The sequence below is a fragment of the Actinosynnema sp. NPDC020468 genome (assembly GCF_040642015.1).
In the GTDB taxonomy this organism is placed as follows: domain Bacteria; phylum Actinomycetota; class Actinomycetes; order Mycobacteriales; family Pseudonocardiaceae; genus Actinosynnema.
The window spans coordinates 86,812-109,821 of the sequence record NZ_JBFAEO010000025.1 but is presented as its reverse complement, the minus strand read 5'-3'; the positions used below and the strand labels follow the sequence as shown (position 1 = coordinate 109,821).

Annotated in this window: 22 protein-coding genes; 16 read left to right on the top strand and 6 right to left on the bottom strand. The window is 72.3% G+C overall.

What is annotated here, in order from left to right; genetic code table 11:
- Positions 1 to 35: 35 nt before the first annotated feature.
- Together AB0G50_RS19715 and AB0G50_RS19710 are read right to left on the bottom strand one after the other, a co-directional pair.
- Complete coding sequence (locus tag AB0G50_RS19715) at positions 36 to 524, bottom strand: carbonic anhydrase (RefSeq protein WP_360110307.1); 489 nt, start codon at positions 522 to 524, stop codon at positions 36 to 38.
- Positions 525 to 680: 156 nt separating this feature from the next.
- Positions 681 to 938: a DUF2631 domain-containing protein gene (locus AB0G50_RS19710; RefSeq protein ID WP_360110304.1), complete on the bottom strand. Its 258-nt coding sequence runs from the start codon at positions 936 to 938 to the stop codon at positions 681 to 683.
- 180 nt (positions 939 to 1,118) lie between these two features.
- Between AB0G50_RS19710 and AB0G50_RS19705 the strand changes: the two genes are divergently transcribed.
- The 6 genes from AB0G50_RS19705 (at position 1,119) to AB0G50_RS19680 (ending at position 8,137) form a co-directional block, all read left to right on the top strand.
- Positions 1,119 to 2,267, top strand: a complete 1,149-nt coding sequence (locus AB0G50_RS19705) for an ABC transporter ATP-binding protein (protein WP_360110301.1) — start codon at positions 1,119 to 1,121, stop codon at positions 2,265 to 2,267.
- Positions 2,260 to 3,399 (top strand): spermidine/putrescine ABC transporter substrate-binding protein, encoded by a 1,140-nt coding sequence (locus tag AB0G50_RS19700; RefSeq protein WP_360110298.1) that lies wholly within the window; start codon positions 2,260 to 2,262, stop codon positions 3,397 to 3,399. Before AB0G50_RS19705 ends, AB0G50_RS19700 begins: the two co-directional genes overlap by 8 nt.
- Positions 3,396 to 4,241 (top strand): ABC transporter permease, encoded by an 846-nt coding sequence (locus AB0G50_RS19695; protein ID WP_360110295.1) that lies wholly within the window; start codon positions 3,396 to 3,398, stop codon positions 4,239 to 4,241. The genes AB0G50_RS19700 and AB0G50_RS19695 overlap by 4 nt, the downstream gene beginning before the upstream one ends.
- 803 nt (positions 4,242 to 5,044) lie before the next feature.
- Complete coding sequence (locus AB0G50_RS19690; protein WP_360110292.1) at positions 5,045 to 5,836, top strand: ABC transporter permease; 792 nt, start codon at positions 5,045 to 5,047, stop codon at positions 5,834 to 5,836.
- A 15-nt stretch (positions 5,837 to 5,851) separates the two neighbouring features.
- Positions 5,852 to 7,483 carry a histidine kinase gene (locus AB0G50_RS19685; protein ID WP_360110289.1) on the top strand — a complete coding sequence of 544 codons (1,632 nt, stop codon included), beginning with the start codon at positions 5,852 to 5,854 and terminating at the stop codon, positions 7,481 to 7,483.
- 3 nt (positions 7,484 to 7,486) lie between these two features.
- Positions 7,487 to 8,137, top strand: a complete 651-nt coding sequence (locus AB0G50_RS19680; RefSeq protein WP_360110286.1) for a response regulator transcription factor — start codon at positions 7,487 to 7,489, stop codon at positions 8,135 to 8,137.
- Positions 8,138 to 8,194: 57 nt separating this feature from the next.
- Here the strand turns inward: AB0G50_RS19680 and AB0G50_RS19675 are convergent, their stop codons facing one another.
- Complete coding sequence (locus tag AB0G50_RS19675) at positions 8,195 to 8,461, bottom strand: GlsB/YeaQ/YmgE family stress response membrane protein (protein ID WP_360110283.1); 267 nt, start codon at positions 8,459 to 8,461, stop codon at positions 8,195 to 8,197.
- 171 nt (positions 8,462 to 8,632) lie between these two features.
- Here AB0G50_RS19675 and dxr point away from each other — a divergent pair, with 171 nt between their 5' ends.
- The 7 genes from dxr to map are packed head-to-tail and all read left to right on the top strand — an operon-like array spanning position 8,633 to position 16,645.
- On the top strand, positions 8,633 to 9,853 hold the full coding sequence (dxr, locus tag AB0G50_RS19670; protein WP_360110280.1) for a 1-deoxy-D-xylulose-5-phosphate reductoisomerase: 1,221 nt from the start codon (positions 8,633 to 8,635) through the stop codon (positions 9,851 to 9,853).
- Positions 9,854 to 9,857: 4 nt separating this feature from the next.
- Positions 9,858 to 11,054, top strand: coding sequence for a site-2 protease family protein (locus AB0G50_RS19665; RefSeq protein WP_360110277.1), 1,197 nt, complete (start codon positions 9,858 to 9,860; stop codon positions 11,052 to 11,054).
- A 13-nt stretch (positions 11,055 to 11,067) separates the two neighbouring features.
- Complete coding sequence (ispG, locus tag AB0G50_RS19660; protein WP_360110275.1) at positions 11,068 to 12,222, top strand: flavodoxin-dependent (E)-4-hydroxy-3-methylbut-2-enyl-diphosphate synthase; 1,155 nt, start codon at positions 11,068 to 11,070, stop codon at positions 12,220 to 12,222.
- A gap of 49 nt (positions 12,223 to 12,271) precedes the next feature.
- Positions 12,272 to 13,126, top strand: coding sequence for a GNAT family N-acetyltransferase (locus AB0G50_RS19655; protein ID WP_360110272.1), 855 nt, complete (start codon positions 12,272 to 12,274; stop codon positions 13,124 to 13,126).
- Positions 13,127 to 13,159: 33 nt separating this feature from the next.
- A complete protein-coding gene (locus AB0G50_RS19650) occupies positions 13,160 to 14,959 on the top strand; it encodes a penicillin-binding transpeptidase domain-containing protein (RefSeq protein WP_360110269.1) in 1,800 nt (599 codons plus the stop codon).
- Positions 14,956 to 15,732 (top strand): hypothetical protein, encoded by a 777-nt coding sequence (locus AB0G50_RS19645; protein ID WP_360110266.1) that lies wholly within the window; start codon positions 14,956 to 14,958, stop codon positions 15,730 to 15,732. The genes AB0G50_RS19650 and AB0G50_RS19645 overlap by 4 nt, the downstream gene beginning before the upstream one ends.
- 55 nt (positions 15,733 to 15,787) lie before the next feature.
- Entirely contained in the window at positions 15,788 to 16,645 is an 858-nt protein-coding gene (map, locus tag AB0G50_RS19640) for a type I methionyl aminopeptidase (protein WP_360110263.1), read from the top strand.
- Here map and AB0G50_RS19635 read toward each other — a convergent pair.
- Positions 16,632 to 17,324 (bottom strand): hypothetical protein, encoded by a 693-nt coding sequence (locus AB0G50_RS19635; RefSeq protein ID WP_360110260.1) that lies wholly within the window; start codon positions 17,322 to 17,324, stop codon positions 16,632 to 16,634. The genes map and AB0G50_RS19635 overlap by 14 nt on opposite strands.
- Before the next feature lie 42 nt (positions 17,325 to 17,366).
- Between AB0G50_RS19635 and AB0G50_RS19630 the strand changes: the two genes are divergently transcribed.
- A complete protein-coding gene (locus AB0G50_RS19630) occupies positions 17,367 to 18,887 on the top strand; it encodes a cobyric acid synthase (protein WP_360110257.1) in 1,521 nt (506 codons plus the stop codon).
- Between the two features lie 16 nt (positions 18,888 to 18,903).
- Here AB0G50_RS19630 and AB0G50_RS19625 read toward each other — a convergent pair whose 3' ends face one another.
- Positions 18,904 to 19,815, bottom strand: a complete 912-nt coding sequence (locus tag AB0G50_RS19625) for an EamA family transporter (RefSeq protein WP_360110254.1) — start codon at positions 19,813 to 19,815, stop codon at positions 18,904 to 18,906.
- Positions 19,816 to 19,888: 73 nt separating this feature from the next.
- Here AB0G50_RS19625 and AB0G50_RS19620 point away from each other — a divergent pair, with 73 nt between their 5' ends.
- The gene (locus AB0G50_RS19620) at positions 19,889 to 20,797 is read left to right on the top strand and encodes a LysR substrate-binding domain-containing protein (RefSeq protein ID WP_360110251.1); all 909 of its coding nucleotides are present in this window, start codon (positions 19,889 to 19,891) and stop codon (positions 20,795 to 20,797) included.
- Positions 20,798 to 20,988: 191 nt separating this feature from the next.
- Here the strand turns inward: AB0G50_RS19620 and AB0G50_RS19615 are convergent, their stop codons facing one another.
- Positions 20,989 to 21,660: a FadR/GntR family transcriptional regulator gene (locus tag AB0G50_RS19615; RefSeq protein ID WP_360110250.1), complete on the bottom strand. Its 672-nt coding sequence runs from the start codon at positions 21,658 to 21,660 to the stop codon at positions 20,989 to 20,991.
- A 257-nt stretch (positions 21,661 to 21,917) separates the two neighbouring features.
- Here AB0G50_RS19615 and AB0G50_RS19610 point away from each other — a divergent pair, with 257 nt between their 5' ends.
- Positions 21,918 to 23,003, top strand: coding sequence for an MFS transporter (locus AB0G50_RS19610; protein WP_360110248.1), 1,086 nt, complete (start codon positions 21,918 to 21,920; stop codon positions 23,001 to 23,003).
- Positions 23,004 to 23,010: the final 7 nt, after the last annotated feature.

Here is a 23,010-nt window from a genome sequence, read left to right as displayed (position 1 = left end):
GGGCCCGTGTGGCGACACGGGCCCGCCGCGGTGGGTCAGACGACCTCGTTGAGCTTGCCGGTCGCGACGTCGAACACGAACCCGCGGATCGAGTCCTTGACCGGGATGTACGGGCTGTTGCGGATGCGCCCGATCGACTGGCGCACGTCCTCGTCCAGGTCGGAGAACGCCTCGGCGGCCCAGGCGGGCTTGACGCCGACGTCCTCCTGGATCGAGCGCTTGAAGTCGTCGTCGGTGAAGGTCAGCATGCCGCAGTCGGTGTGGTGGACGAGGATCACCTCGCGGGTGCCCAGCAGGCGCTGGCTGATCGCGAGCGAGCGGATCTCGTCCTCGGTGACCACGCCGCCCGCGTTGCGGATGACGTGCGCCTCGCCCTCGTTCAGGCCGAGCACGCGGTAGACGTCGATCCTGGCGTCCATGCACGCCACCACGGCGATGTGCTTCGCCGGCGGCAGGGGGAGCGGACCGGTGAACTGCTCGGCGTAGGCGGCGTTGTTCGCCAGGAGTTCGTCCGTGACGGACATGGCGTGGGTCCTGTTCTCAAGTGGTGACGACGGATGCGCGCGCACCACTGAGCCAATCGACCTATGCGCATGCGCGCAACCGAGGCTCAACAGATGGGAGCTTGTTGCCCCGTACGGGGGATACCGGTGAGTCGCCCGTATCTCGGCGACCGAGGCTTACCGGCGCCAGGACGTGCGGCTGCGGACCTGCTCCCAGATCAGCAGCAGGGCCAGCGTCGCGCCGGTGCCGATGATGTAGAGGTTCTCGGTGTGGCCGTGGTGGTTGCCGATCAGCAGCGAGAACACCGCCAGCGTCGACAGCCAGCCCGCGATCCGGATGCCCTTGGGGAACGTGCCGTGCCAGCCCCACGCGGCCGAGGGCTCGTCGTGCGGGTCGACCGCCGGACGCTTGTCCAGTTCAGAGGACGAAGACACAGCCGCACGACCTTCCTGCCCGATCCGGTTCACCTACGGCGCAATCGTCGCACACACGCGCGCGCGACGGCACGTGAGGTGCGCGGCACCCCGGCTCCGTCTACCCTCGGCCATCGCGTGCTTCCGCGCCGCACCCCCTGCCGCGGGCGGGGGTTCCGGGTCGCCTGAGAGGCTGACGAGTTGACCGATCGGGGTTTCCTACCGGCCGAAGGTCGCGCCCCCGACACCTACGCGCCGGTCGCGGTCGGGCTGCACGGCGTCACCAAGCGGTTCGCGGACCAGACCGCGGTGGACGACCTCACGTTGCGGGTGCACGAAGGGGAGTTCTTCTCCGTGCTCGGCCCGTCCGGCTGCGGCAAGACCACGTTGCTGCGCATGGTCGCGGGCTTCGAGCACCCCGGCGCCGGGCGCATCGAACTCGACGGCGTGGACATGGTCGGCGTGCCGCCGTACCGGCGCGACGTGAACACCGTTTTCCAGTCCTACGCGCTGTTCCCGCACCTGAGCGTGTGGGACAACGTGGCGTACGGCCTGAAGCGCAAGGGGTTGGACCGGGCCGCGGTGCGCGCGCGGGTGGGCGAGCACCTCGACCTGGTCCGGTTGACGCCGTACGCGCGCCGCCGTCCGGCGCAGCTCTCCGGCGGCCAGCAGCAGCGGGTGGCGATCGCCCGCGCGCTCGCCGCCGGGCCGCGGCTGCTCCTGCTGGACGAGCCGTTGGGCGCGTTGGACGCCGTGCTGCGCAAGGAACTCCAGATGGAGCTGATGCGCATCCAGCGCGAGGTCGGCACCACGTTCCTCTACGTGACGCACGACCAGGAGGAGGCCCTGGTGCTGTCCCACCGGGTCGCGGTGATGAACGCGGGCCGGCTGGAGCAGGTCGGCTACCCGGAGGACGTCTACGAGCGGCCCGCGACCCGGTTCGTCGCCGGGTTCATCGGCACCTCCAACATCCTCGACGCCACGGTGTCCGGAGTGGACGGTCCGTGGGTCGAGCTCGCCGCCCCCGGCGTGACCCGGTTGCGCGCCCGGCCCGGCGCGGCGGTGGCGCACGGGCAGCGGGTCGCGGCGACCGTGCGGCCGGAGAAGGTCCACCTGTACGACGCCGCGACGCGGGCGCCCGCCGGGTGGTGCGAGTTCGCCGGGTCGGTGCGCGACGTCGTGTACACCGGCTCCTCGACCCAGTACGTGGTCGACGTGCCGGGCGGGGACGCGCTGGTGGCGTTCGTGCAGAACACCCGCCGCGTCGACGACGCCGGCTCGCCGGGGCAGTCCGTCCGGGTGGCCTGGGATCCCGAGTTCACCGTGCTGTTGGGGAGCGCCGATGAGTGAGCAGGAAGTCCGCGTCGCCCGGCTGTGGGACGGCGGGGTGAGCAGGCGGACGATGCTGCGCTCGGCGTCGTTCTTCGCGCTGGCGGCGACCGGCGCGTGCGGGGTGGGCGCGGCGCCGACGACGAGCGCGCCCGGTTCGGCGAGCGCGACCAAGGCGACCAACGCCAAGGCCGAGGCGCGGCTGAACTTCTACAACTGGACCGACTACATCGCGCCCGACACGCTGACCGGCTTCACCGCCGCGACCGGCGTCCAGGTCACCTACGACAACTTCAGCACCAACGACGAGATGGAGGCCAAGATCTCCTCCGGCGCCGCGGGGTACGACCTCGTGGTGCCCAGCGACAACTTCCTGCGCCGGTTCCTGCGGTCCGGGCTGCTCTCGCCGCTGGACCACGACCTGCTGCCGAACCTGGTCAACCTGGAGAAGCGGTTCGCGGAGGCCGACTACGACCCCGGCAACCGGTACTCGGTGCCGTGGGCCTGGGGCACCACGGGGTTGGCCTACTCGAAGTCCGCGCTGGGCGAGGTGACCGGGTTCTCCGCGTTCGACCTCGCGGCGGCGGCCGGGCGCAGCACGATCCTGGACGAGGCGCGGGACGGGTTGGCGCTGGGGCTGCTCAAGGCCGGGCACGACCCGAACACCGCGGTGGCCGGCGAGCTGGACGACGCGGTGAAGGTGTTGCTGGAGTTGAAGAAGCGGATCGGGCAGATCACCTCGGACGTGATCGAGCCGCTGACCGGCGGGCAGGTGCCGCTGGCCCAGTGCTACTCGGGCGACGCGTTCCAGGCGCGGTCGGCCAACCCCGACGTCGGGTACGCGATACCGACCGAGGGCGGTCTGTCCTATGTGGACCTGCTGGTGGTGCCCAAGGACGCGCCGCACGCGGAGAACGCGCACCGGTTCATCGACTACGTGCTGCGGCCCGAGGTCGGGGCGGCGCTGTCGAACGCGGTGCGGTACGGGAGTCCCAACGCGGCGGCCAAGCCGTTGATCGACAAGGCGCTGCTGGACGACCCGCTCGTGTACCCGTCGGCGGAGCGGTTGGCGAAGCTGCCGTTCACCAAGGACCTGGGCGCCGAGGTCGAGGCCCGGTACGCCGACGCGTGGACCAGGGTCAAGACCGGGTGAGCGGGCCGCGGCGGTGGCTGGTCGCGTCCGGGCTGCTGGCGCCGACCGGGTTGTGGCTGGGCGTGTTCCTGTTGGCGCCGCTGGCGTTGGTGGTGCAGTTCAGCTTCGCGACGCGGGACACCGGGGTGGCCCGGGCGGTGCTGCCGTGGACCGTGGACGCGTACGTGACGGCGTTGAACCCGGCGTTCCTGCCGATCTTCGGGCGGACCCTGGCCTACGCGTCGGTGACCACGGTGTTGTGCCTGGTGCTGGGGTTTCCCGTGGCGTGGTTCCTGACGCGGCACGCGGGGCGGTGGCGCAACGTGCTGCTGGTGGCCGTGCTGGTGCCGTTCTGGTCGAGCTACCTGGCGCGGATCTACGCGTGGAAGGCGTTGCTGGACGGGGACGGGGTGGTGAACCGGCTGTTGTCCGAGGTCGGGCTGGGGCGGGACGGCGGGTTCCTGCTGACGCACGGGGCGGTGGTGCTGGGGCTGACCTACGGGTTCCTGCCGTTCATGGTGCTGCCGCTTTACGTGGCGTGCGAGCGCTTCGACTTCCGGTTGGTGGAGGCGTCGTACGACCTGGGGCGGGGGCCGGTGTCGACGTTCCTGCGGGTGGTGGTGCCGGGGGTGCTGCCCGGGGTGTCGGCGGGGGTGCTGCTGGTGGCGGTGCCGGCGACGGGGGACTTCGTGACGCCGCGGTTGTTGGGAGGGGTGGAGCAGTCGACGTTCGGCAGCGTGATCGACGACCAGTTCCGGGGTGGCAACAACTGGCCGTTGGGGTCGGCGATGGCGGTGTTGTTGTTGCTGTTGGTGGTGGTGGCGTTGCTGTTGCGCAGTCGGCGGGCGGAGGACGTGCTGTGATCGGGCCGTTTCGCCCTACCTTTCACACATAGAATCGTTCAACAATCCTCCCGGCAGGGCGGCAGGGCGGCAGGGCGGCAGGGCGGCAGGGCGGCACGGCGGCACGGCGGCACGGCGGCACGGCGGCACGGCGGCACGGCGGCACGGCGGCACGGCGGCACGGCGGCACGGCGGCACGGCGGCACGGCGGGGTCGCGGGTTGCCCGGTGAGTGGTGGGTGGTGGGTGGTGCGCTTGGCGGCGGAGTCGGGTGGAGTGGTTTCGCTTGGCTTGGCTCGGGAGGCGTGGGGTGGGTCGATGTCGTGCGGGCCGCGCCGGGTGGAACTGCGTGCGGCAGGGTTCGGCAGGGTGCGGTGGGCTGACGGTCGCTTGGGTGGAGCTGGTGCGCTTCGCGGCGGAGTCGGTGGAGTGATGTCGCTTGGCTTGGCTCGGGTGTGCCGGGTGGGACTGCGAGCGCGTTGGCCGGGCGGTGGGTGTGGCAGGGCGCGGAGGCTGACGGGCGCTTGAGACGTGGCTGTCGTGTCAGGTGGTGAGGTGGGCGCCTGCGGCGGTTTCGCGGTGGACTGTTGCAGGCGGGCGGGCGCGTCGGGTCGGCGAAGTGTGTAGCGAGCGGGCGGTTGTTCTCTTGTGGGGTGGGGGGATTGTTCTACGATTCTACAATCCTGTGACCTGGGCGCGGTGCGGGTAAAGGTCGCTGGGAACGAGTGGGGTCGGTAGGTTTCCGGGTGGTTCCGGAAGGGCGTGGGTATTCGAGGGGGAGTGGTGGGGCGGAGGCCTTGGGTTCTGGGCGGGATTGTCGGTGGGGTGTTCGTTTTCCTCTACGCGCCTATCGCGTGGTTGGCGGTCGTGTCGTTCAACGAGTCGCGGTCGCTCAGTCGGATCACCGGGTTTTCCGCCCGGTGGTACGGGGAATTGTTCGGGGATTCGCGGGTGCTCGACTCGCTCGCCCTCACCCTCCGCCTGGCCGGGACCAGTGCGGTCGTCTCGACCGTCGTCGGCACGCTCGCCGCGTTCGGCCTGCGCACGGCCTTCCCCGGTCGCGGCCTCTGGACCGTGCTGCTCGGGCTGCCGCTGGTCGTGCCCGAGGTCGTCCTGGGCGTCGCGGTCCTCGGGTTCTGCGTCAAGCTGGCCGGCATCCCGCTCGGATTCGGGGCGCTGCTCGCCGCGCACGTCGCCTTCTCGCTGAGTTTCGTGGTCGTCGTGGTCCGCGCCCGAATAGCCGGAATGGACACCCGATTGGAGGAAGCCGCCGCTGATCTGGGTGCCGGACCGGTCACCGCCTTCCGCACCGTCACCTTTCCCCTCGTCGCCCCGGCGGTCGCGGCGGGCGCGGCGTTCGCATTCCTCCTTTCGTTCGACGACGTCGTCACCTCCAGTTACCTGACCGGCGTCGGGTCGACCACGTTGCCGGTGTTCGTCTATGCCCAGGCGAGCAAGCGGGGCGTCTCGCCGGAGATCGTCGCGCTGTCCACGCTCCTCGTCGCGACCTCCGCCGCGCTGCTGGTCGCGGGCGTGCTGGCCGCGGCGTGGAGGGCCCGTCAACTTTCGTCGGAGGCGCGCGCGACCGAAGGCCGCCGCACCCGCACGGGGGCTTGACCTACCGTGACGACCGTGACGTCTGTCGTGCAGCGCTTCCGCGCCGAACTGCCGGACCTGCGCACCGCGCCGGCCCAGTTCGTCCACGCGCACGCCCAGCGCCTGCGCGAGGTCACGCCGCTGCGCGCGGTCCGCGAACTGTGCGGGATCGCGCTGCTGGTGGTGCTGGACGTCTGGCCCGGCGTCCTCGCGGGCGACCACCGCCCGCACGGCTGGGGCGTGGCCGCGCTCGGCGCCGCGTTCGTCGGCCTCTACCTGCTGCGCCTGGTCTTCCCGGCCATCGCCCTGCTCGCCGGCACCTGGTTGGTGTTCAGCGTCGAGCACGGCGGCGTCGCGGCGATCATCATGCTCAGCTACGCCGCCGGCTACCGGATCGGCTCGTGGCAGCGGGCGTTGCAGACCGCGACCTTCGCGCTGGCGCTGCACATCCTGGCCTGGGACTCGTCCTCGCCCGGCATGTCCGGCCCGTTCAACTCGTGGGTCATGCTGACCGTGTACGGGATGGTGATCGTGCTGCCGTTCCTGGTCGGCCGGTACGCCGCGCAGCGCAACGCCCTGGTGGCCGCGCTGCACGAGCGCGAGGAGCGGACCACGGCCGAGCGCCGGATGGTGTCCCGCCAGGTCCGGCTCCGCGAGCGCAACCGCATCGCGCAGGACATGCACGACAGCCTCGGCCACCGGCTCAGCCTGATCTCGGTGCACGCGGGCGCGCTCACCCTGGACCCCGGTCTCGGCGAGAGCCAGCGCGAAGCCGTCCTGGTGCTGCGCGGCGCGGCGCTGACCGCGATGGAGGAGCTGCGCGCGGTGATCGGCGTGCTGCGGCGCGACGAACCCGAGGAGGACCAGGTCCGGCGCACCGTGGACGCCATCGACGAACTGGTCGAGGGCGCCCGGCGGGCGGGGGTCCGGGTCGGGCTGGTGCGCGGCGGGCAGGCGCGGCCGCTGCCGGTGAAGGTCAGCCACGCCGCCTACCGGATCGCCCAGGAGGGCCTGACCAACGCCAGCAAGCACGCGCCCGGCGCGAGCGTCCAGGTCACCGTGAAGTACGAGCCGGACGCGCTGGTCGTGGAGGTCCGCAACAACCCGCCGCTGGTCAAGCGGCCGAAGGGCACCGGGTTCGGCCTGGTCGGGCTGGGCGAGCGGGTCCGGTTGGCGGGCGGCATGCTGCACGTCGGCGAACTGCCCGCGGGCGGGTTCCGGATCGCGGCCGTGCTGCCGTACGAGGACACCGCGGCGGCCGACGACGAGCCCGACGACGAGCCGCCCGGCGTGCCGAGACGACCCGGCGGCATCCGCAAGTGGGCCGGTGTCGGGTCGATCCTGCTGGCCGGGCTGGTGGTGCTGGTGGTGGTGGGCGGGTACACCTTCATCGGCACGCAGCGGCCGACCAAGGTCGTCACCGAGGACCTGTACGCCTCGATCACCGTCGGCGAGCCGGAACCCGAGGTGATGTCCAGGCTCCCGGAGGGCGCGGAGCCGCCGCTGGGCGACATCCGGACCGACGCGCCGGCCGAACCGCCGGGTTCGTCCTGCGTGTACCGGGTCGCCGACGAGCAGTCCTACAGCTCCGGCGGCACGAAGATCGTGCGGTTCTGCTTCCGGGACGGCAGGGTCGTGGAGAAGAACACCCACCTGCAAGGGACGTGAGCGTTGATCCGGGTCCTCATCGCCGACGACGAGCCGCTGATGCGCGCGGGCATCAAGGCCATCCTCGGCACCGCCGACGACATCGAGCTGGTCGCCGAGGCGGGCGACGGGCGGGAAGCCGTCCAGTGCGCCCTCGAACGCCGGGTGGACGTGGCGGTGCTCGACATCCGGATGCCCCGGCTGGACGGGCTCGCGGCGGCGCGGGAGCTGAAGTCGGTGGCGCCGTCGGTGCGGGTCGTGGTGCTCACCACGTTCGGCGAGGACGACAACATCGTGCGCGCGCTGTCCGACGGCGCGGCGGGCTTCCTGCTCAAGGACTCCGCGCCGGAGGAGCTGCTGCGCGCGGTGCGGGCGGTGCACGCGGGCGAGGCGTACCTGTCGCCGATGGTCACGAGCCGGGTGGTCGGCATGGTCGCCCAGGTCGGCCAGCCGCGCCGGCAGGAGGCGATCAAGCAGGTCGGCGGCCTGACCGAGCGCGAGGTGGAGGTGCTGTCGCTGCTCGGCCTCGGCATGTCGAACGCGGACGTCGGCCAGCGGCTGCACATGAGCGAGGCGACGGTGAAGACCTACGTCAGCAGGCTGCTGGCCAAGCTGGGGCTGACCAACCGGGTGCAGGCCGCGCTGCTGGCCAGGGACGCGGGCCTCGCGGGGTGAGCGGACGCGGAACGGCCCCGTCACCCTGCGGGGTGACGGGGCCGGGTGCCGCAGGGGTTACGCCCTCGCGCGGTTGCCGGTGACCAACCGGTAGATGCCGAGCACGATCAGCGATCCGAGGATCGCGAGCAGCCACGTGCTGAGGTCGAAGAACGTGTTGATGTCGGTGCCGAACAGGGCCCGGCCGACGAAACCGCCCACGATGGCGCCGACGATGCCCAGCAGCATCGTGATGATGATGCCGCCCGGGTCGCGACCAGGCATGAGGGCCTTCGCGATGGCGCCGGCGATCAAGCCCAGGACAATCCAACCCAAGATGCCCACGGGGGCTCTCCTTCCTGCGTGCCGCGACGGTTCGGATCCGTGCGGCGCTTGATTGAGGAATGCCCACGTTCGGGTGAACCCACTCCTGTGTTATCGTTCCGTTATAAGAATCTCCTGAGACGGCGACCGCGGTGCGGGGCTTTCGGCGCCGGTCCGGAACAATGGGCGGCGATGAGCACTCCACGCAGCGTCCTGGTCCTCGGCTCCACGGGGTCCATCGGCACGCAGGCCCTCGACGTCGTCGCCGCCAACCCGGACCGGTTCACCGTGGCCGGGCTGGCCGCCGGCGGGTCCGACCCGGCGCTGCTCGCCCGCCAGGCCGTCGAGTCCGGTGCGCCCGTGGTCGCGGTCGCCCGCGCCACCGCCGTCGAGGACCTCACGCTCGCCCTCTACGCGGAGGCGCAGCGGCGGGGGTTCTCGCGCGGCGAGTACAAGGTGCCCAGGATCCTGGCCGGCCCGACCGCCATGGTCGACGTGGTCGAGGCCGCGCCCGCCGACGTGGTGCTCAACGGCATCACCGGCTCCATCGGCCTCGAGCCGACCCTCAAGGCGCTCGAGACCGGCGCCACGCTCGCGCTGGCCAACAAGGAGTCGCTGATCGCGGGCGGCCCGCTGGTGCTGCGCGCGGCGAGGCCCGGTCAGCTGGTGCCGGTCGACTCGGAGCACTCCGCGCTGGCCCAGTGCCTGCGCGGCGGCACGGCGAACGAGGTCGCGCGGCTCGTGCTCACCGCGTCCGGCGGCCCGTTCCGCGGCCGGACCAGGGCGCAGCTCGGCGACGTGACGGCCGAGCAGGCGGGCACCCACCCCACCTGGACCATGGGCCCGGTCATCACCGTCAACTCGGCGACCCTGGTCAACAAGGGCCTCGAGCTGATCGAGGCGCACCTGCTGTTCGGCGTGCCCTACGACCGGATCGACGTGGTCGTGCACCCGCAGTCGGTGATCCACTCGATGGTCACCTTCACCGACGGCTCCACGCTCGCGCAGGCCAGCCCGCCGGACATGAGGCTGCCCATCGCGCTGGGTCTCGGCTGGCCGGACCGGGTACCGGGCGCCGCCGCCGCGTGTACCTTCGACCTGGCGACGGCCTGGACGTTCGAGCCGCTGGACGACGAGGTGTTCCCGGCGGTGCGGCTGGCCAGGCAGGCCGGCTCCGCGGGCGGGTGCCTCCCGGCGGTGTACAACGCCGCCAACGAGGAAGCGGTCGCGTCCTTCCTCGCCGGCGGCACGTCCTTCCTGTCCGTCGTCGACACGGTCGAGCGGGTGCTGGCCGAGGCGGACGGGTGGGCGCACGAGCCCTCCGACGTCGCCGAGGTGCTGGCGGCCGAGGGTTGGGCACGCGCGCGGGCGCGGGAACTGGTGACCACTCCGGTGGGGTCTGGAAGGGACTAGAGACGTGGTCTTCCTGTTGGGCATCCTGCTGTTCGCGCTGCTGATCGGCATCTCGATCGCGCTGCACGAGCTCGGCCACCTGGCGACGGCCAAGATGTTCGGGATGAAGGTGACCCGGTACTTCATCGGGTTCGGCCCGAAGATCTGGTCGTTCCGCCGCGGCGAGACCGAGTACGGGCTCAAGGTCATCCCGGCCGGCGGGTTCTGCGAGATCACCGGCATGACCGCGCTGGAGGAGGTGCGTCCCGAGGACGCGCCCCGGGCGTTCTACCGGCAGAAGACCTGGAAGCGCGTGGTCGTGCTGTCCGCCGGCTCGATCGCGCACTTCATCATCGGTTTCATCATCCTCTACGTCATGGCCGCCACGTTCGGTCTGCCCAACGTCAAGGACACCGCGGTCGTCGCCGAGGTTCCCGCGTGCGTGACGGCCGACCCGAACCAGGAGTGCAAGGCGGGCGACCCGGCGCCGGCCAAGGACGCCGGGTTCCAGCCGGGCGACGAGATCCTGGCCGTCAACGGCAAGACCACGCCGACCTGGACCGAGGTGGTGGACGAAACCCGGCTCCGGTCCGGGCAGACCACCTACCTGGTCAAGCGCGGCGACCAGGAGTTGACGCTGACCGCGGACGTCGCCCGGGTCGAGCGCGAACTCCAGCGCAAGGACGGCTCGACCTACAAGCAGGAGGTCGGCGCGATCGGCGTCGTCCACCAGGTGCGGTTCTCCTACAACGCGCTGACCGCGGTCGGCGGCGCGACCAGGTTCACCGGCACGATGTTCGCCAACACCTGGGAGGGCCTGCTCAAGTTCCCGCAGAAGATCCCGGCGGTGATCAAGGCCATCGGCGGCGAGAAGCGGGACCTGGACAGCCCGGTCAGCGTGGTCGGCGCGAGCCGGCTCGGCGGCGAGGCGGTCGAGCAGGGCCTGTGGCCGTTCTTCTGGCTGATGCTCGCCGGCTTGAACTTCTTCGTCGGTGTGTTCAACCTCCTGCCGCTGCTCCCGCTTGACGGTGGTCACATCGCCGTCAACCTCTACGAGCGGGTGCGAAACTGGATCCGGGGGCTGCGCGGACTGCCCGACGGCGCCCCGGTGAACTACCTGCGGCTGCTGCCGCTGACCTACTTCGTGATCTTCGTCGGTGGTGCCGTGACGCTGCTGACGGTCACCGCCGACATCGTCAACCCCATCAGGCTCGGCCAGTGAGAGGTGTTAGTCCATGAGTGACGGCGTGATGCTCGGTATCCCGGCATTGCCGCCTCCCGTGTTGTCGGAACGACGGAAGACCCGCCAGCTCATGGTGGGTTCGGTCGGCGTCGGGAGCGAGTTCCCGGTGTCCGTCCAGTCGATGACGACGACGCTCACGGCCGATGTCAACGCGACCCTCCAGCAGATCGCGGAGCTGACCGCGGCCGGCTGCGACATCGTGCGCGTCGCGTGCCCGTCGCAGGACGACGCGGACGCGCTCGCGGCGATCGCGAGGAAGTCCCAGATCCCGGTGATCGCGGACATCCACTTCCAGCCCAAGTACGTGTTCGCCGCGATCGAGGCCGGGTGCGCCGCGGTCCGGGTGAACCCGGGCAACATCAAGAAGTTCGACGACAAGGTCAAGGAGATCGCGGCCGCCGCGCGCGACCACGGCACACCGATCCGCATCGGCGTCAACGCGGGCTCGCTCGACCCGCGGCTGATGGCCAAGTACGGCAAGGCCACGCCCGAGGCGCTGGCCGAGTCGGCGCTGTGGGAGGCGTCGCTGTTCGCCGAGCACGACTTCCACGACCTCAAGATCTCGGTCAAGCACAACGACCCGGTGATCATGGTCCGCGCCTACGAGCTGCTGGCCGAGCAGTGCGACTACCCGCTGCACCTGGGCGTGACCGAGGCCGGTCCGGCGTTCCAGGGCACGATCAAGTCGGCCGTCGCGTTCGGCGCGCTGCTGCGCCAGGGCATCGGCGACACGATCCGGGTCTCGCTGTCCGCGCCGCCGGTCGAGGAGGTCAAGGTCGGCCACCAGATCCTCCAGTCGCTCAACCTGCGCCCGCGCAAGCTGGAGATCGTCTCCTGCCCGTCCTGCGGGCGCGCCCAGGTCGACGTGTACACGCTCGCCGAGCAGGTCACGGCCGGTCTGGAGGGCATGGAGGTGCCGCTGAGGGTGGCCGTCATGGGCTGCGTCGTCAACGGTCCGGGCGAGGCGCGCGAAGCCGACCTCGGGGTGGCCTCCGGCAACGGCAAGGGGCAGATCTTCGTCAAGGGCCAGGTCGTCAAAACCGTGCCCGAGCACCAGATCGTGGAAACCCTCATCGAGGAGGCCATGCGGATCGCCGAGGAGATGGGCGAGTCCGCGACCGGCGAACCGGTGGTGACGGTCGGCTGAGCGGGTGGTCGATGGTCCGAATGCCGGTCGGATCTGGCAGGCTTGAGCCGTGCTGAGGTTGGCCGGAGCGCGGTTGCTCGACGAGCGGGATCTGCCCGAGGTCCTCGCCGTGCTGGCGGCCGACCCGGTGGCGTCCTGCATGGTCGCCTCCCGGGTGGAGGTCGCGGGGTTGGACCCCTGGCGGCTGGGCGGCGAGGTGTGGTCCTACGACCACCGCTCGCTGCGCGGCGGCAGGCTGGACGCGCTGTGCTTCGCCGGTCCGAACCTGATCCCGCTGCGCGGCAACGCGTCCGCGCTGCGGGGGTTCGCCGACCGGGCGCGCAGGCGTGGCCGGATGTGCTCCTCCCTGGTCGGCCCGGCCGAGCAGGTGCTGGGGCTGTGGGAGGAACTGGCGCCGGACTGGGGTCCGGCCCGCGAGGTGCGCGGCGACCAGCCGCTGATGGCGCTGGGCCGCACCGCGTCGATCACGCCGGACCCGCTGGTGCGCCCCGTGCGGCCGGAGGAGCTGGACCGGTACCTGCCGGCCGCGATCGCCATGTTCGTGGAGGAGGTCGGCGTCGACCCGTGCGCCGAGGACGGCGGCGCGTCCTACCGGGCGCGGGTGGCCGAGCTGATCGCGAGCGGGCGGGCGTTCGCCCGGTTCGAGGGCGGCGAGGTGGTCTTCAAGGCCGAGATCGGGGCGATGTCGGCCAAGGTCGGCCAGATCCAGGGCGTGTGGGTGCGCCCGGACCGCCGCGGCCACGGTGTCGGCACGGCGGGAACGGCGGCCGTCGCCGAACGGTTGGTGCGCGGCCTCGGCCGGACCGCCTCGCTGTACGTGAACTGCTACAACGCGGTGGCGCGCGCGGCGTACGAGAAGATCGGCTTCACCCAGGTCGGGCAGTACGCGACCGTGTTGTTCTGAACGTCCCGATCGGGTCGGGGCATACTCGGCTCCGTGATCGTGCGCAGGCTCGCCTTGGCCGTCGTGCCCGTCCTGGTGCTGAGCGGGTGCGGCCTGTTCTCCTCGCACCCCGGTCCGAACGACGTCGCGGCCGACTTCCTGAACCGCTTCGCCTCCGGTGACACGGAGGGCGCGTCCGCCCTGACCGACGACCCGGCCAAGGCGCGCGCGCTGCTCGACCAGGTCCGCGGCGCGGTGAAACCGGCCGGCGTCAAGGCCTCGGTGGACCAGGTGCGGTCCGCGGGCGAGTCGTCCTCGGCGGACGCCACCGCGTCGCTGGAGTGGGACCTCGGGCACGACCACGTGTGGAAGTACCAGACCAAATTCGACCTGCGCCGGGAAACCGACGACTGGAAGGTGCACTGGGCGCCGGGGGTCGTGCACCCGAAGCTGACCGCGCAGCAGACCGTGGGCAAGGCGGACGTGACGCCCGCGCTCGCGCCGGTGCTCGACCGCGACGGGTCGACGCTGCTCGCGCCCGAGCAGGTGGTGTCGGTGCTGCTCGACCCCAAGGAGGCCGGTGACGTGCAGGCGGTGGCGGGCGCGCTGGCCGCCGCGCTGTCGCCGATCGACAAGGCCATCACGCAACAGGCCGTCGTGGACGGTGTCGCGAAGACGCCCGCCGGTCAGGTCTACCAGGTGGCCGCGTTGCGCGACCCGGACTACCAGACGGCCAAACCCGCCATCTACGAGCTGCCCGGGGTGCGGTTCACCAGCCGGACGAGCCTGCTGGCGCAGTCCCGGGACTTCGGGTCGCAGGTGCTGCCCGCGGTGCGGAAGTTCGTCGAGGACGACATCGCCGGCCGGTCCGGGGTGCGGGTGTTCACCGTGGACGCGGCCGGCGGCGAGGTGGACCAGCTGTTCGACGCCGCGCCCGAACCCGCGCAGGCGATCACCACCGGGTTGTCCCGGTCGATCCAGGCCGCGGCCGAGGACGCGGTGGAGCCGGTGACCGGCGCGGCGATGCTGGTGGCCGTGCAGCCGTCGACCGGCGAGGTGCTGGCGGTGGCGCAGAACGCGGCGGCCGACGCCGAGGGCGCGCTGGCGCTGACCGGCCGGTTCCCGCCCGGCTCCACGTTCAAGATCGTCTCGGCGGCGGCCGGGCTGTCCTCCGGCAAGGTCACCGCGGACACCGTGCTGCCGTGCCCGGGCAGGACCACGATCGACGGCCGGCGCGTGGTGCCGAACGACCACGAGTTCGACAAGGGCCAGATCCCGCTGCACTCGGCGTTCGCGTTCTCCTGCAACACGACCTTCGCCTCGCTGGCCGCCGACCTGCCCGCCGACGCGCTGACCAAGGCCGCGGACTCGTTCGGCCTCGGCGTCGACTTCGACATCCCGGCCGTCACCACCGTCACCGGTTCCGTGCCCGCCGCCTCCGACGTGGTCGAACGGGCCGAGGACGGCTTCGGTCAGGGCAAGGTGCTGGCCAGCCCGTTCGGCATGGCACTGGTGGCCGCGACGGTCGCGAAGGGCTCGATGCCGACGCCGAGCCTGCTGCGCGGTCGCGAGGTGAAGGCCGACCACAAGCCCGTCGCGCCCGCGCCGACCGTGCTGGAACCGTTGCGCGGCATGATGCGCGAGGTCGTGGAGTCCGGCACCGCGCAGCTGCTGACCGGGTTGGGCGACGTGCGGGGCAAGACGGGCACCGCGCAGTTCGGCGACGGCGTCAACTCGCACGGCTGGTTCGTCGGCTACCGGGGCGACGTGGCGTTCGCGACGTTGTTGCTGGGCGCCAACTCCTCGGTGCCGGCCATCGAGGTGTCCGCGAAGTTCCTCCGGTCGATCGGGTGACCGGCTGGCCGCCGCCGCGCCCGGACCACGAGGTGCGCGCGGTGCTCCGATTACGCCGACCGTGGGCCCGCGGGTCGGGTGACGTGGTCACGCTCTGGTACCCGAGGGTGACCGTGACCCGGTTGCTGGAGTGGGTGTCGCGGGCGCCGGAGGAACGACCGGGTCCGGTCGGGGCGCAGCCCGTCGTGCCCGAGCCGTGGACCGCCGGCGTCTGGTTCGGCCGCGGCGACGTGGTCGCGACCGGGTGCCCGGACTGCGGTGAAGGCCACACCGAGCGGTGCCCGCTGTGCCGCGGCACGGGCGAGGTCGAGTGCCCGCGTACGGAGCCGTGCCCGGAGTGCCGGCACAGCCTGGACCGGTGCTACTACTGCGACGGCGCGCGCGAGCGGATCTGCCACCGGTGCGGCGGCTCGGGTCGGGCGCCCTGCGCGTGCGGCGACGGCACGAGACCGTGCTCCCGGTGCGCCGGCACGGGCGTGGTGAGCGCGTTCGACGGACTCCGGGTGCAGCGCGGGATCACCACCGCGCGATCGCCCGCCCCCGCCGGCCTGGTGTTGCGGGACACCGACTACGCGCCGTTGCCCGACCTCGACGCGGTGCCCGCCGAGCACGCCGGGCCGCTGCGGGAGTGGGTCGCGGGACAGGGCGCCGCGGACGGTGAGATCGACCGCCGGGTGGGCGTCGAGGTGGCCCTGGTGAGCGTGCTCGGCCGACGCCGCGTGGTGGTGGGCGACCGGCTGGTGCGGGCCGGCAGGCGGTGGACGGGAGCCTGACCACATTGCGGGCACACCGCGACGGCGCGGTGACGGTGCGCCGTACTGTGTCGGTATGTCCGTGCGTGCCGTCCTCAAACCAGGTGTGCTGTCACCGCGACGTCCGGTGCCCGACTCGATCGAGCGGCCCGAGTACGTCGACCGCAAGGAACCCCGTCGCAACACCGATCCCTGGGTGCAGCCGCCCGAGGTGATCGAGGCGATGCGGGTCGCGGGACGGCTCGCCGCGCAGGCGCTCCAGGAGGCGGGCAGGGTCGTCGTGCCCGGCGTCACCACCGACGAGATCGACGCGGTGGCACACGAGTTCCTGTGCGACCACGGCGCGTACCCGTCGACGCTGGGGTACCGGGGTTTCCCGAAGTCCTGCTGCACCTCGCTGAACGAGGTCATCTGCCACGGCATCCCCGACTCGACGGTGGTGCAGGACGGCGACATCGTCAACATCGACGTGACCGCCTACATCGGCGGCGTGCACGGCGACACCAACGCGACCTTCCTCGCGGGCGACGTGAGCGAGGAGAACCGACTGCTCGTCGAGCGCACGCACGAGGCGACCCTGCGCGCGATCAAGGCGGTCGTCCCGGGTCGGCAGCTCAACGTGGTCGGCCGGGTCATCGAGGCCTACGCCAACCGGTTCGGCTACGGCGTGGTGCGCGACTTCACCGGACACGGCATCGGCCGCACGTTCCACAGCGGCCTGGTGGTGCTGCACTACGACGCGCCGCACGTGCCGACGCTGATCGAGCCCGGCATGACGTTCACCATCGAGCCGATGATCACCCTCGGCGGCATCGAGCACGACGTGTGGGCCGACACGTGGACCGTGACGACCCGCGACAAGAGCTGGACCGCCCAGTTCGAGCACACGATCCTGGTGACCGAGACCGGCGCGGAGATCCTCACCACCTGCTGACGACCCGCAGCACCGCCGCCGCCACCTCGTCCGGCGAGGTCGCGGCGGCGAGGTGGTGGGCGGGCAGCCGTTCGACGGGCCAGCCCAGCTCGGCGGCCTTCGCGGCGGGACCGGCGTAGGCGTCGCTGAGCCGGAGGTAGCCCTGCGGCCCGGTGAACCCGACCGACGGCCTGGTCTCCTTGAGGAACGCCAGCGGCACCTCGGGCGCCTCGGCGACGATCTCCTCCAGTTGGCGCGGGTCGGGCATCATCGCGGACAGCTCCTCGGGCGCGAACCACCGGTCCCAGCGCGGCATCAGCCCGGCGCGGGAGATGGCCTTGAGCCTGGTCATCCGCTCCGGGTCGGCGTCGTCGCGCCACGCGCGGCCGGGCGTGGGCAGCTCGGCGTCGAGGTAGACCAGACCGGTGACGGGCGTCTCCAGCGCGTCGGCGAACGCGGGCAGCAGCGGACCGGCCGCGCTGTGGCCCACGAGCACCAGCGAGCCCTCGACCAGCGAGTCCTCCACCGCGTCGGCGAACGACCCGATGAGCCGCTGGTGCACCGGCGCGGCGTTCACCGTGACCCTCAGGTCGAGCAGCAGCACGGGGTGCCCGAGCGCGCCCAGCGCGCCGGCGAGCGGGCGGAGGCTTGCCGGTCCCAGGTAGGGGCTGTGCACCAGGACCGCGGTGGCGTCGACCATGGTGTGGATGATGTCAGTCCGGACCGACAACCAGGGGGACTTGTGAGCGGTGGACTGCTGGTGGCCGGCACGACCTCGGACGCGGGCAAGAGCGTCCTGGTCGCCGGACTGTGCCGGTGGCTGGCCCGGCGCGGGGTCCGGGTCGCGCCGTTCAAGGCCCAGAACATGTCGAACAACTCGGTGGTGACGGCCGACGGCGGCGAGATCGGCCGGGCGCAGGCGCTCCAGGCGGCGGCGTGCGGGCTGGAGCCGAGCGTGCGGTTCAACCCCGTGCTGCTCAAGCCGGGCGGAGACCGGAGTTCGCAGGTCGTCGTGCTGGGCAGGGCGCAGGGCACGGTGTCCGCGCTGACCTACCGGGAGCGCAAGGCCGAGCTGTTCGGCACCGTGCTGTCCACTTTGGACTCGCTGCGGGCGGACCACGAGGTGGTGGTGTGCGAGGGCGCGGGCTCGCCGGCCGAGATCAACCTGCGGGCCACCGACATCGCGAACATGGGTCTGGCGCGGGCCGCGGACCTGCCGGTGCTGGTGGTCGGCGACATCGACCGGGGCGGGATCTTCGCGCACCTGTTCGGCACCCTGGCGTTGCTCGACCCGGCCGACCAGGCGCTGGTGGCGGGCTTCGTGGTGAACAAGTTCCGCGGCGACCCGGCGTTGCTCGCGCCCGGGCTGCGGCAGATCGAGGCGTTGACCGGGCGGCCGGTGCACGGCGTGCTGCCGTGGCGCGAGGACCTGTGGCTCGACGCCGAGGACTCGCTGTCCTACGCCGCCGACGGGGTGATCGGCCGCCCGCGCCCGCCGGTGGGGACGCAGTGGTTGCGGGTCGCCGTGGTGCGGCTGCCGCGGATCTCCAACGCGACCGACGTCGAGGCGCTGGCGTGCGAGCCGGGTGTGTCGGTGCGGTTCGTGACCGAGCCGTCCCGGCTGGCGGACGCGGACCTCGTGGTGGTGCCGGGGTCCAAGGCGACCGTGGCGGACCTGGCGTGGCTGCGGTCGACCGGGTTGGCCGACGCGGTGGCCGCGTTCGACGGGCCGGTGCTGGGCGTGTGCGGCGGGTTCCAGATGCTCGGCGCGCGGATCGAGGACGACGTGGAGTCGGGCGCGGGCGAGGTGCCCGGCCTGGGGCTGCTGGACGTCGACGTGGCGTTCGCGCCGGACAAGACCCTGAGCCGACCGCGCGGCACCGCGTTTGGGGAGGCCGTCACGGGCTACGAGATCCACCACGGGCGGGTGACGCGGTGTGGTGAGGCGGGACTGGTCGGGCTGGCCGACGGGACCTCTGAGGGGGCGCTGAGGGGCCGCGTCGCGGGTACCCACTGGCACGGCCTGCTGGAGAACGACGCGTTCCGCCGGGCGTTCCTGCGCTGGGCGGCGGGCCACGCGGGTCGCGACGGCTTCACGCCCGCGCCGGACACCGACTTCGCCGCGCGCCGGGTCGCGCAGCTGGACCTGCTGGGCGACCTGGTCGCGGACCACCTGGACACCGACGCGGTGTGGCGGCTGATCGAGGGCGGCGCGCCCGCGGGGTTGCCCGTGGTGCCGCCGGCGGGCGCCCCGGAGGTGTGATCACCCGGTCGGGTGGTCACTCGCCGACGCGGGTCGGTACCCGGCGCGGTGCCAGGAGGGTTTCGGTCGGCTTCGTCGGCAGTCGCACGGTGGTCGCGGCCATGCCCAGGACGACCAGGGCGGCCGCGGCCAGCCGGGTCGCGGTGACCGTCTCGTCCAGGAACAGCCAGCCGGAGAACATCCCGGCGACCGGCACCAGCAGCGCGAACGGCACCACGGTGCTCGCGTCGTGCCTGCTCAGCAGGAAGTTCCACAGCCCGAAGCCGAGCAGCGTCGACACGTAGGCGATGAACGCGATCGCGCCCGCGCCCGTCCACGTCAGGTTCGCCAGCGCGTGCCAGTCGGCGGCCGGACCCTCGAACACCAGGGACAACCCGAGCAGCGGCAGCACGGCCACGGCGCTCGTCCACACGTTGAAGCTCATCGGGTGGGGCGGCTTGGCGAAGCGGGTGGCCACGTTCGACAGGCCCCACGCCACCGCGCCCAGCACCACCAGCAGCAGTGCGGACAGCGGGCCGGACAGACCGTAGTCCAGGGCGATCAGCACGATGCCCAGCGCCGCCACGCCCATGCCCGCCAGTTGCGCGGGCCGCGGTCGTTCGCCGAGGAACGCCGCCGCGAACAGCACGGTGAACACCACCTGGCTTTGCAGCACCAGCGAGGACAGCCCGGCGGGCATCCCGGCGGCCATGCCGACGAACACCAGCCCGAACTTCACCACGCCCAGCAGCAGCCCGACCGCGACCACCCACCGCCACGCCACGCCCGGCCGGCGCACCAGCCAGATCGCGGGCAGCGCCGCGACCAGGAAGCGCAGTCCGGTGAACAGCAGCGGCGGGAAGTCGCGGAGGCCGACCTTGATGACGACGAAGTTGATCCCCCAGATGGTGGCGACCAGCACCGCGATGGCGACGTCCCGTGGTTTCACGGAATCGAGTCTGAGCGGGCTCATGGTTAAGCACCAGCGAGTAGTTCTGAACTTTTTGGTTTAGCATCGCTACATGCTCGATCTCGGCAGACTGCGCGCGCTGCACGCCGTCGCGGTGCACGGCTCGGTCGGCGCGGCGGCCGACGCGCTCGGCTACACGCCCTCGGCGGTGTCCCAGCAGATCGCCAAGCTGGAGCGCGAAACCCGCACCACGCTGCTGGAACGGCGCGGTCGCGGCGTCGCGCTGACCGACGCGGCCCACCAGCTCGCGGACACCGCGGGTCGGGTGCTGTCGCTGGTCGAGCAGGCCGAGGTGACGCTGGAGGAGCAGCGCGGCGCGGCGGTGGGGGAACTGCGGATCGGCGCGTTCGCCACGGCCGCGCGCGGGCTGCTGCCCGAGGCGCTGGTGCGGCTGGCCGCCGACCACCCGGGGTTGGACGTGCGACTCGTCGAGATCGACCCGCCGGACGCGCTGGAGGCCGTCGCGCGCGGTGAGCTGGACCTGGCGGTGACCCACGACTGGGTGAACACGCCCCTGGCCGTGCCGGACTCGGCGTCCCGGGTGCAGTTGGGCGAGGACGTCGCGGACGTGCTGCTGCCGGCCGGGCACCCGCTGGCCGACCGGTCCGCCGTCACGCCCGGCGACCTCGCGGGCGAGCGCTGGATCTGCCAGCCCGAGGGCACGATCTGCCACAGCTGGCTGGTGAACACCTTCCGGGGCGCGGGCATGGAACCCGACCTGGCCTACCGGATCGCCGAGTACGAGACCCAGCTGGCGCTGCTGTCCCGGGGCATCGGGGTCGCGCTGCTGCCGAGGTTGGGTCGCGGCGCGCTGCCGGACGCGGTGCGCGCGGTGCCGTTCACGCCGACGCCCACCCGGCGGATCTTCGCCGTGTGGCGCACGCAGGCGACCCGCCGGCCCGCGATCACCGCCACGATCGGGGCACTGCGCGGCTGTTGGGAGCAGCGTCGCACGGCGTGAGATAACGGTCTGGCAACGGCGTGTAGCGATGCGTGGCGCAGGACGAGAACCAGGTGTGCGATGGGTTTCGCCGCCCGCGCCGAAAGACCAACCACCAGGGGACCTCCCAGGAATCCGCCGTCCTGGGAGGTTCCCGCCTTTCTCCGCCTGGATCGGCCCGATCCATCGGCGTCGAAAGTATCGGGACCCGGTCAGTCGCCGTGCCGCTCCAGCAGCTGCTCGAGGAACCCGCCCGCTTCCGCGGCCGCGCGCTGCGGGTCGCCGTCGCGGACCGCCTCCAGCAGGCCGGCGTGCGAGATCTGGTCGTCCTCGTGGTCGCGCTCGACGGTCGCGTTGATGCTCGCCCGGACCGCCTCGGTCAACCCCTGGTAGAGCTCGGCGAGCAGGGTGTTGTGCGAGAGCTGCACCAGCAGCACGTGGAACGCGGCGTCCCGCTCGACCAGCAGTTCCCAGTCCTTGGCGGACATCGCCTCGTCGCGCTCGGCGAGCAGTTCGGTGAGCCGGCGCAGCTCGTCGTCGGTCCGGTTGACCGCGGCCAGTCGCGCGCCCTCGACCTCCAGCACGCGGCGCACCTGGAGCACGTCCCGCAGCTCGCTGCCGCACAGCCTGCGCACCGCGCCGGAGAGCTCGCTGGTGGCGCGCACGAAGGTGCCGTCACCCTGGCGCACCTCCAGCAGGCCGGCGTGGGACAGCGCCCGCACCGCCTCGCGGACGGTGTTGCGGCCGACGCCGAGCGCGGTCACCAACTCGGGTTCCGGCGGGATGCGCTGCCCGACCGGCCATTCACCGCCGGCGATCGCCGCCCTCATCTGGTCGATCACCTGGTCGACGAGTCCAGCCCGCCGGGTAGTGGCCAACGGCACAGCGCCATCCTTTCATCCGAACATCCCATGTCTGCGATAGTAGTCCGGTGACGATCCAGCACACCGGGCCAGACCGGACACCGTCGACCGTCCACCCTGCCACTGATCCGCGTGGCGATGCGACGATCGCGGCACATCCTTCTGGTACGGCGGCCGGTTCGGCGCCCGCCCGGCGACAAGTTGCCCTGGTCGGCAGCACCCTGTTGGCGATCGGAGTAGCGCTCGCGGCGGCAAACTTGCGGCCCGCGGTCACCTCTTTGGCCTCGGTGATCGGCGACGTGCGCTCCTCGCTCGGCGTGTCGGTCGCCTGGACGTCCGTCCTCACCGCCGTGCCGACGCTGTGCTTCGGCTTCGCCGCGTTCCTCGCGCCGTGGCTGGGCCGCCGGTTCGGCATGGCGCGCGCCGTCGCGCTGTCCCTGACCGTGCTGACCGCGGGCCTCGTGCTCCGGGTCCTCGACGGGCCCGCCGTGGTGCTGGGCGGCACGTTCGTCGCGTGCGCCGGCATCGCGGTGTGCAACGTGCTGATCCCGGTCGTCGTCAAGGACTCGTTCCCCGACCGGGTCGGGCTGGTGACCGGCGTCTACACCGCCGCGCTCGCCGCCGGCGCCGCCGTGGGCGCGGCCTTCACCCCCGCGCTGGAGTCGGCCCTGGGCGGGTGGCGGCTCGCCGCCGGCGCCTGGGCATTCCTGTCGCTGGCGGCCCTGCTGGTGTGGCTGTCCGGCGCGCGCCACGGCGTCGTCGCCCGCGTCGCCCCCGCCCGTGCCGCCGCGCCGCGCCGCTCGCTGGTCCGCAGTCCGCTCGCGTGGGTGATCACGGTGTTCTTCGGGCTCCAGTCGCTGCTCGCCTACACCGTCATGGGCTGGCTGCCGCAGATCCTGGTCGACTCCGGCGTCGGCCGGACCACGGCCGGGCTGCTGCTCGCCGTCACGATGGTGCTCGGCGTGCCGGTGTCGCTGATCGTGCCGCCGCTCGCGGCCCGCCGGTCGAGCCAGTCCTGGCTCGTGCTCGTGCTGGGCGCGCTGTCCGCCGCCGGCGTGCTGGGCCTGGCGCTGGCGCCCGCCGCCGCGCCCGCCCTGTGGGTGGTGCTGATCGGTGTCGGCATGGGCATGTTCCCGCTCGCGCTGGTGATGATCTCGCTGCGCACCTCGACCACCGCCGACACCGCCCGGCTCTCCGCCATGGCGCAGAGCATCGGCTACCTGATCTCGGCGGCCGGGCCGTTCGCGTTCGGCGTGCTGCGCGGCGCGACCGGCACCTGGACGCTGTCGATGCTGGTGCTGGTGGCGCTGCTGCTCGCGCTCACCGCGCTGGGCGTGATCGCGGGTCGTCCCCGCACGGTTTGAGTCCGCG

What these genes read in the sequence shown, in the direction of transcription:
- AB0G50_RS19620 (WP_360110251.1), top strand. Translation starts at nt 19,889, where the DNA reads ATGCTCGATCTCGGCAGACTGCGCGCGCTGCACGCCGTCGCGGTGCAC.
- AB0G50_RS19715 (WP_360110307.1), bottom strand. Translation starts at nt 524, where the DNA reads ATGTCCGTCACGGACGAACTCCTGGCGAACAACGCCGCCTACGCCGAG.
- dxr (WP_360110280.1), top strand. Translation starts at nt 8,633, where the DNA reads ATGAGCACTCCACGCAGCGTCCTGGTCCTCGGCTCCACGGGGTCCATC.
- AB0G50_RS19700 (WP_360110298.1), top strand. Translation starts at nt 2,260, where the DNA reads ATGAGTGAGCAGGAAGTCCGCGTCGCCCGGCTGTGGGACGGCGGGGTG.
- AB0G50_RS19635 (WP_360110260.1), bottom strand. Translation starts at nt 17,324, where the DNA reads ATGGTCGACGCCACCGCGGTCCTGGTGCACAGCCCCTACCTGGGACCG.
- ispG (WP_360110275.1), top strand. Translation starts at nt 11,068, where the DNA reads ATGAGTGACGGCGTGATGCTCGGTATCCCGGCATTGCCGCCTCCCGTG.
- map (WP_360110263.1), top strand. Translation starts at nt 15,788, where the DNA reads ATGTCCGTGCGTGCCGTCCTCAAACCAGGTGTGCTGTCACCGCGACGT.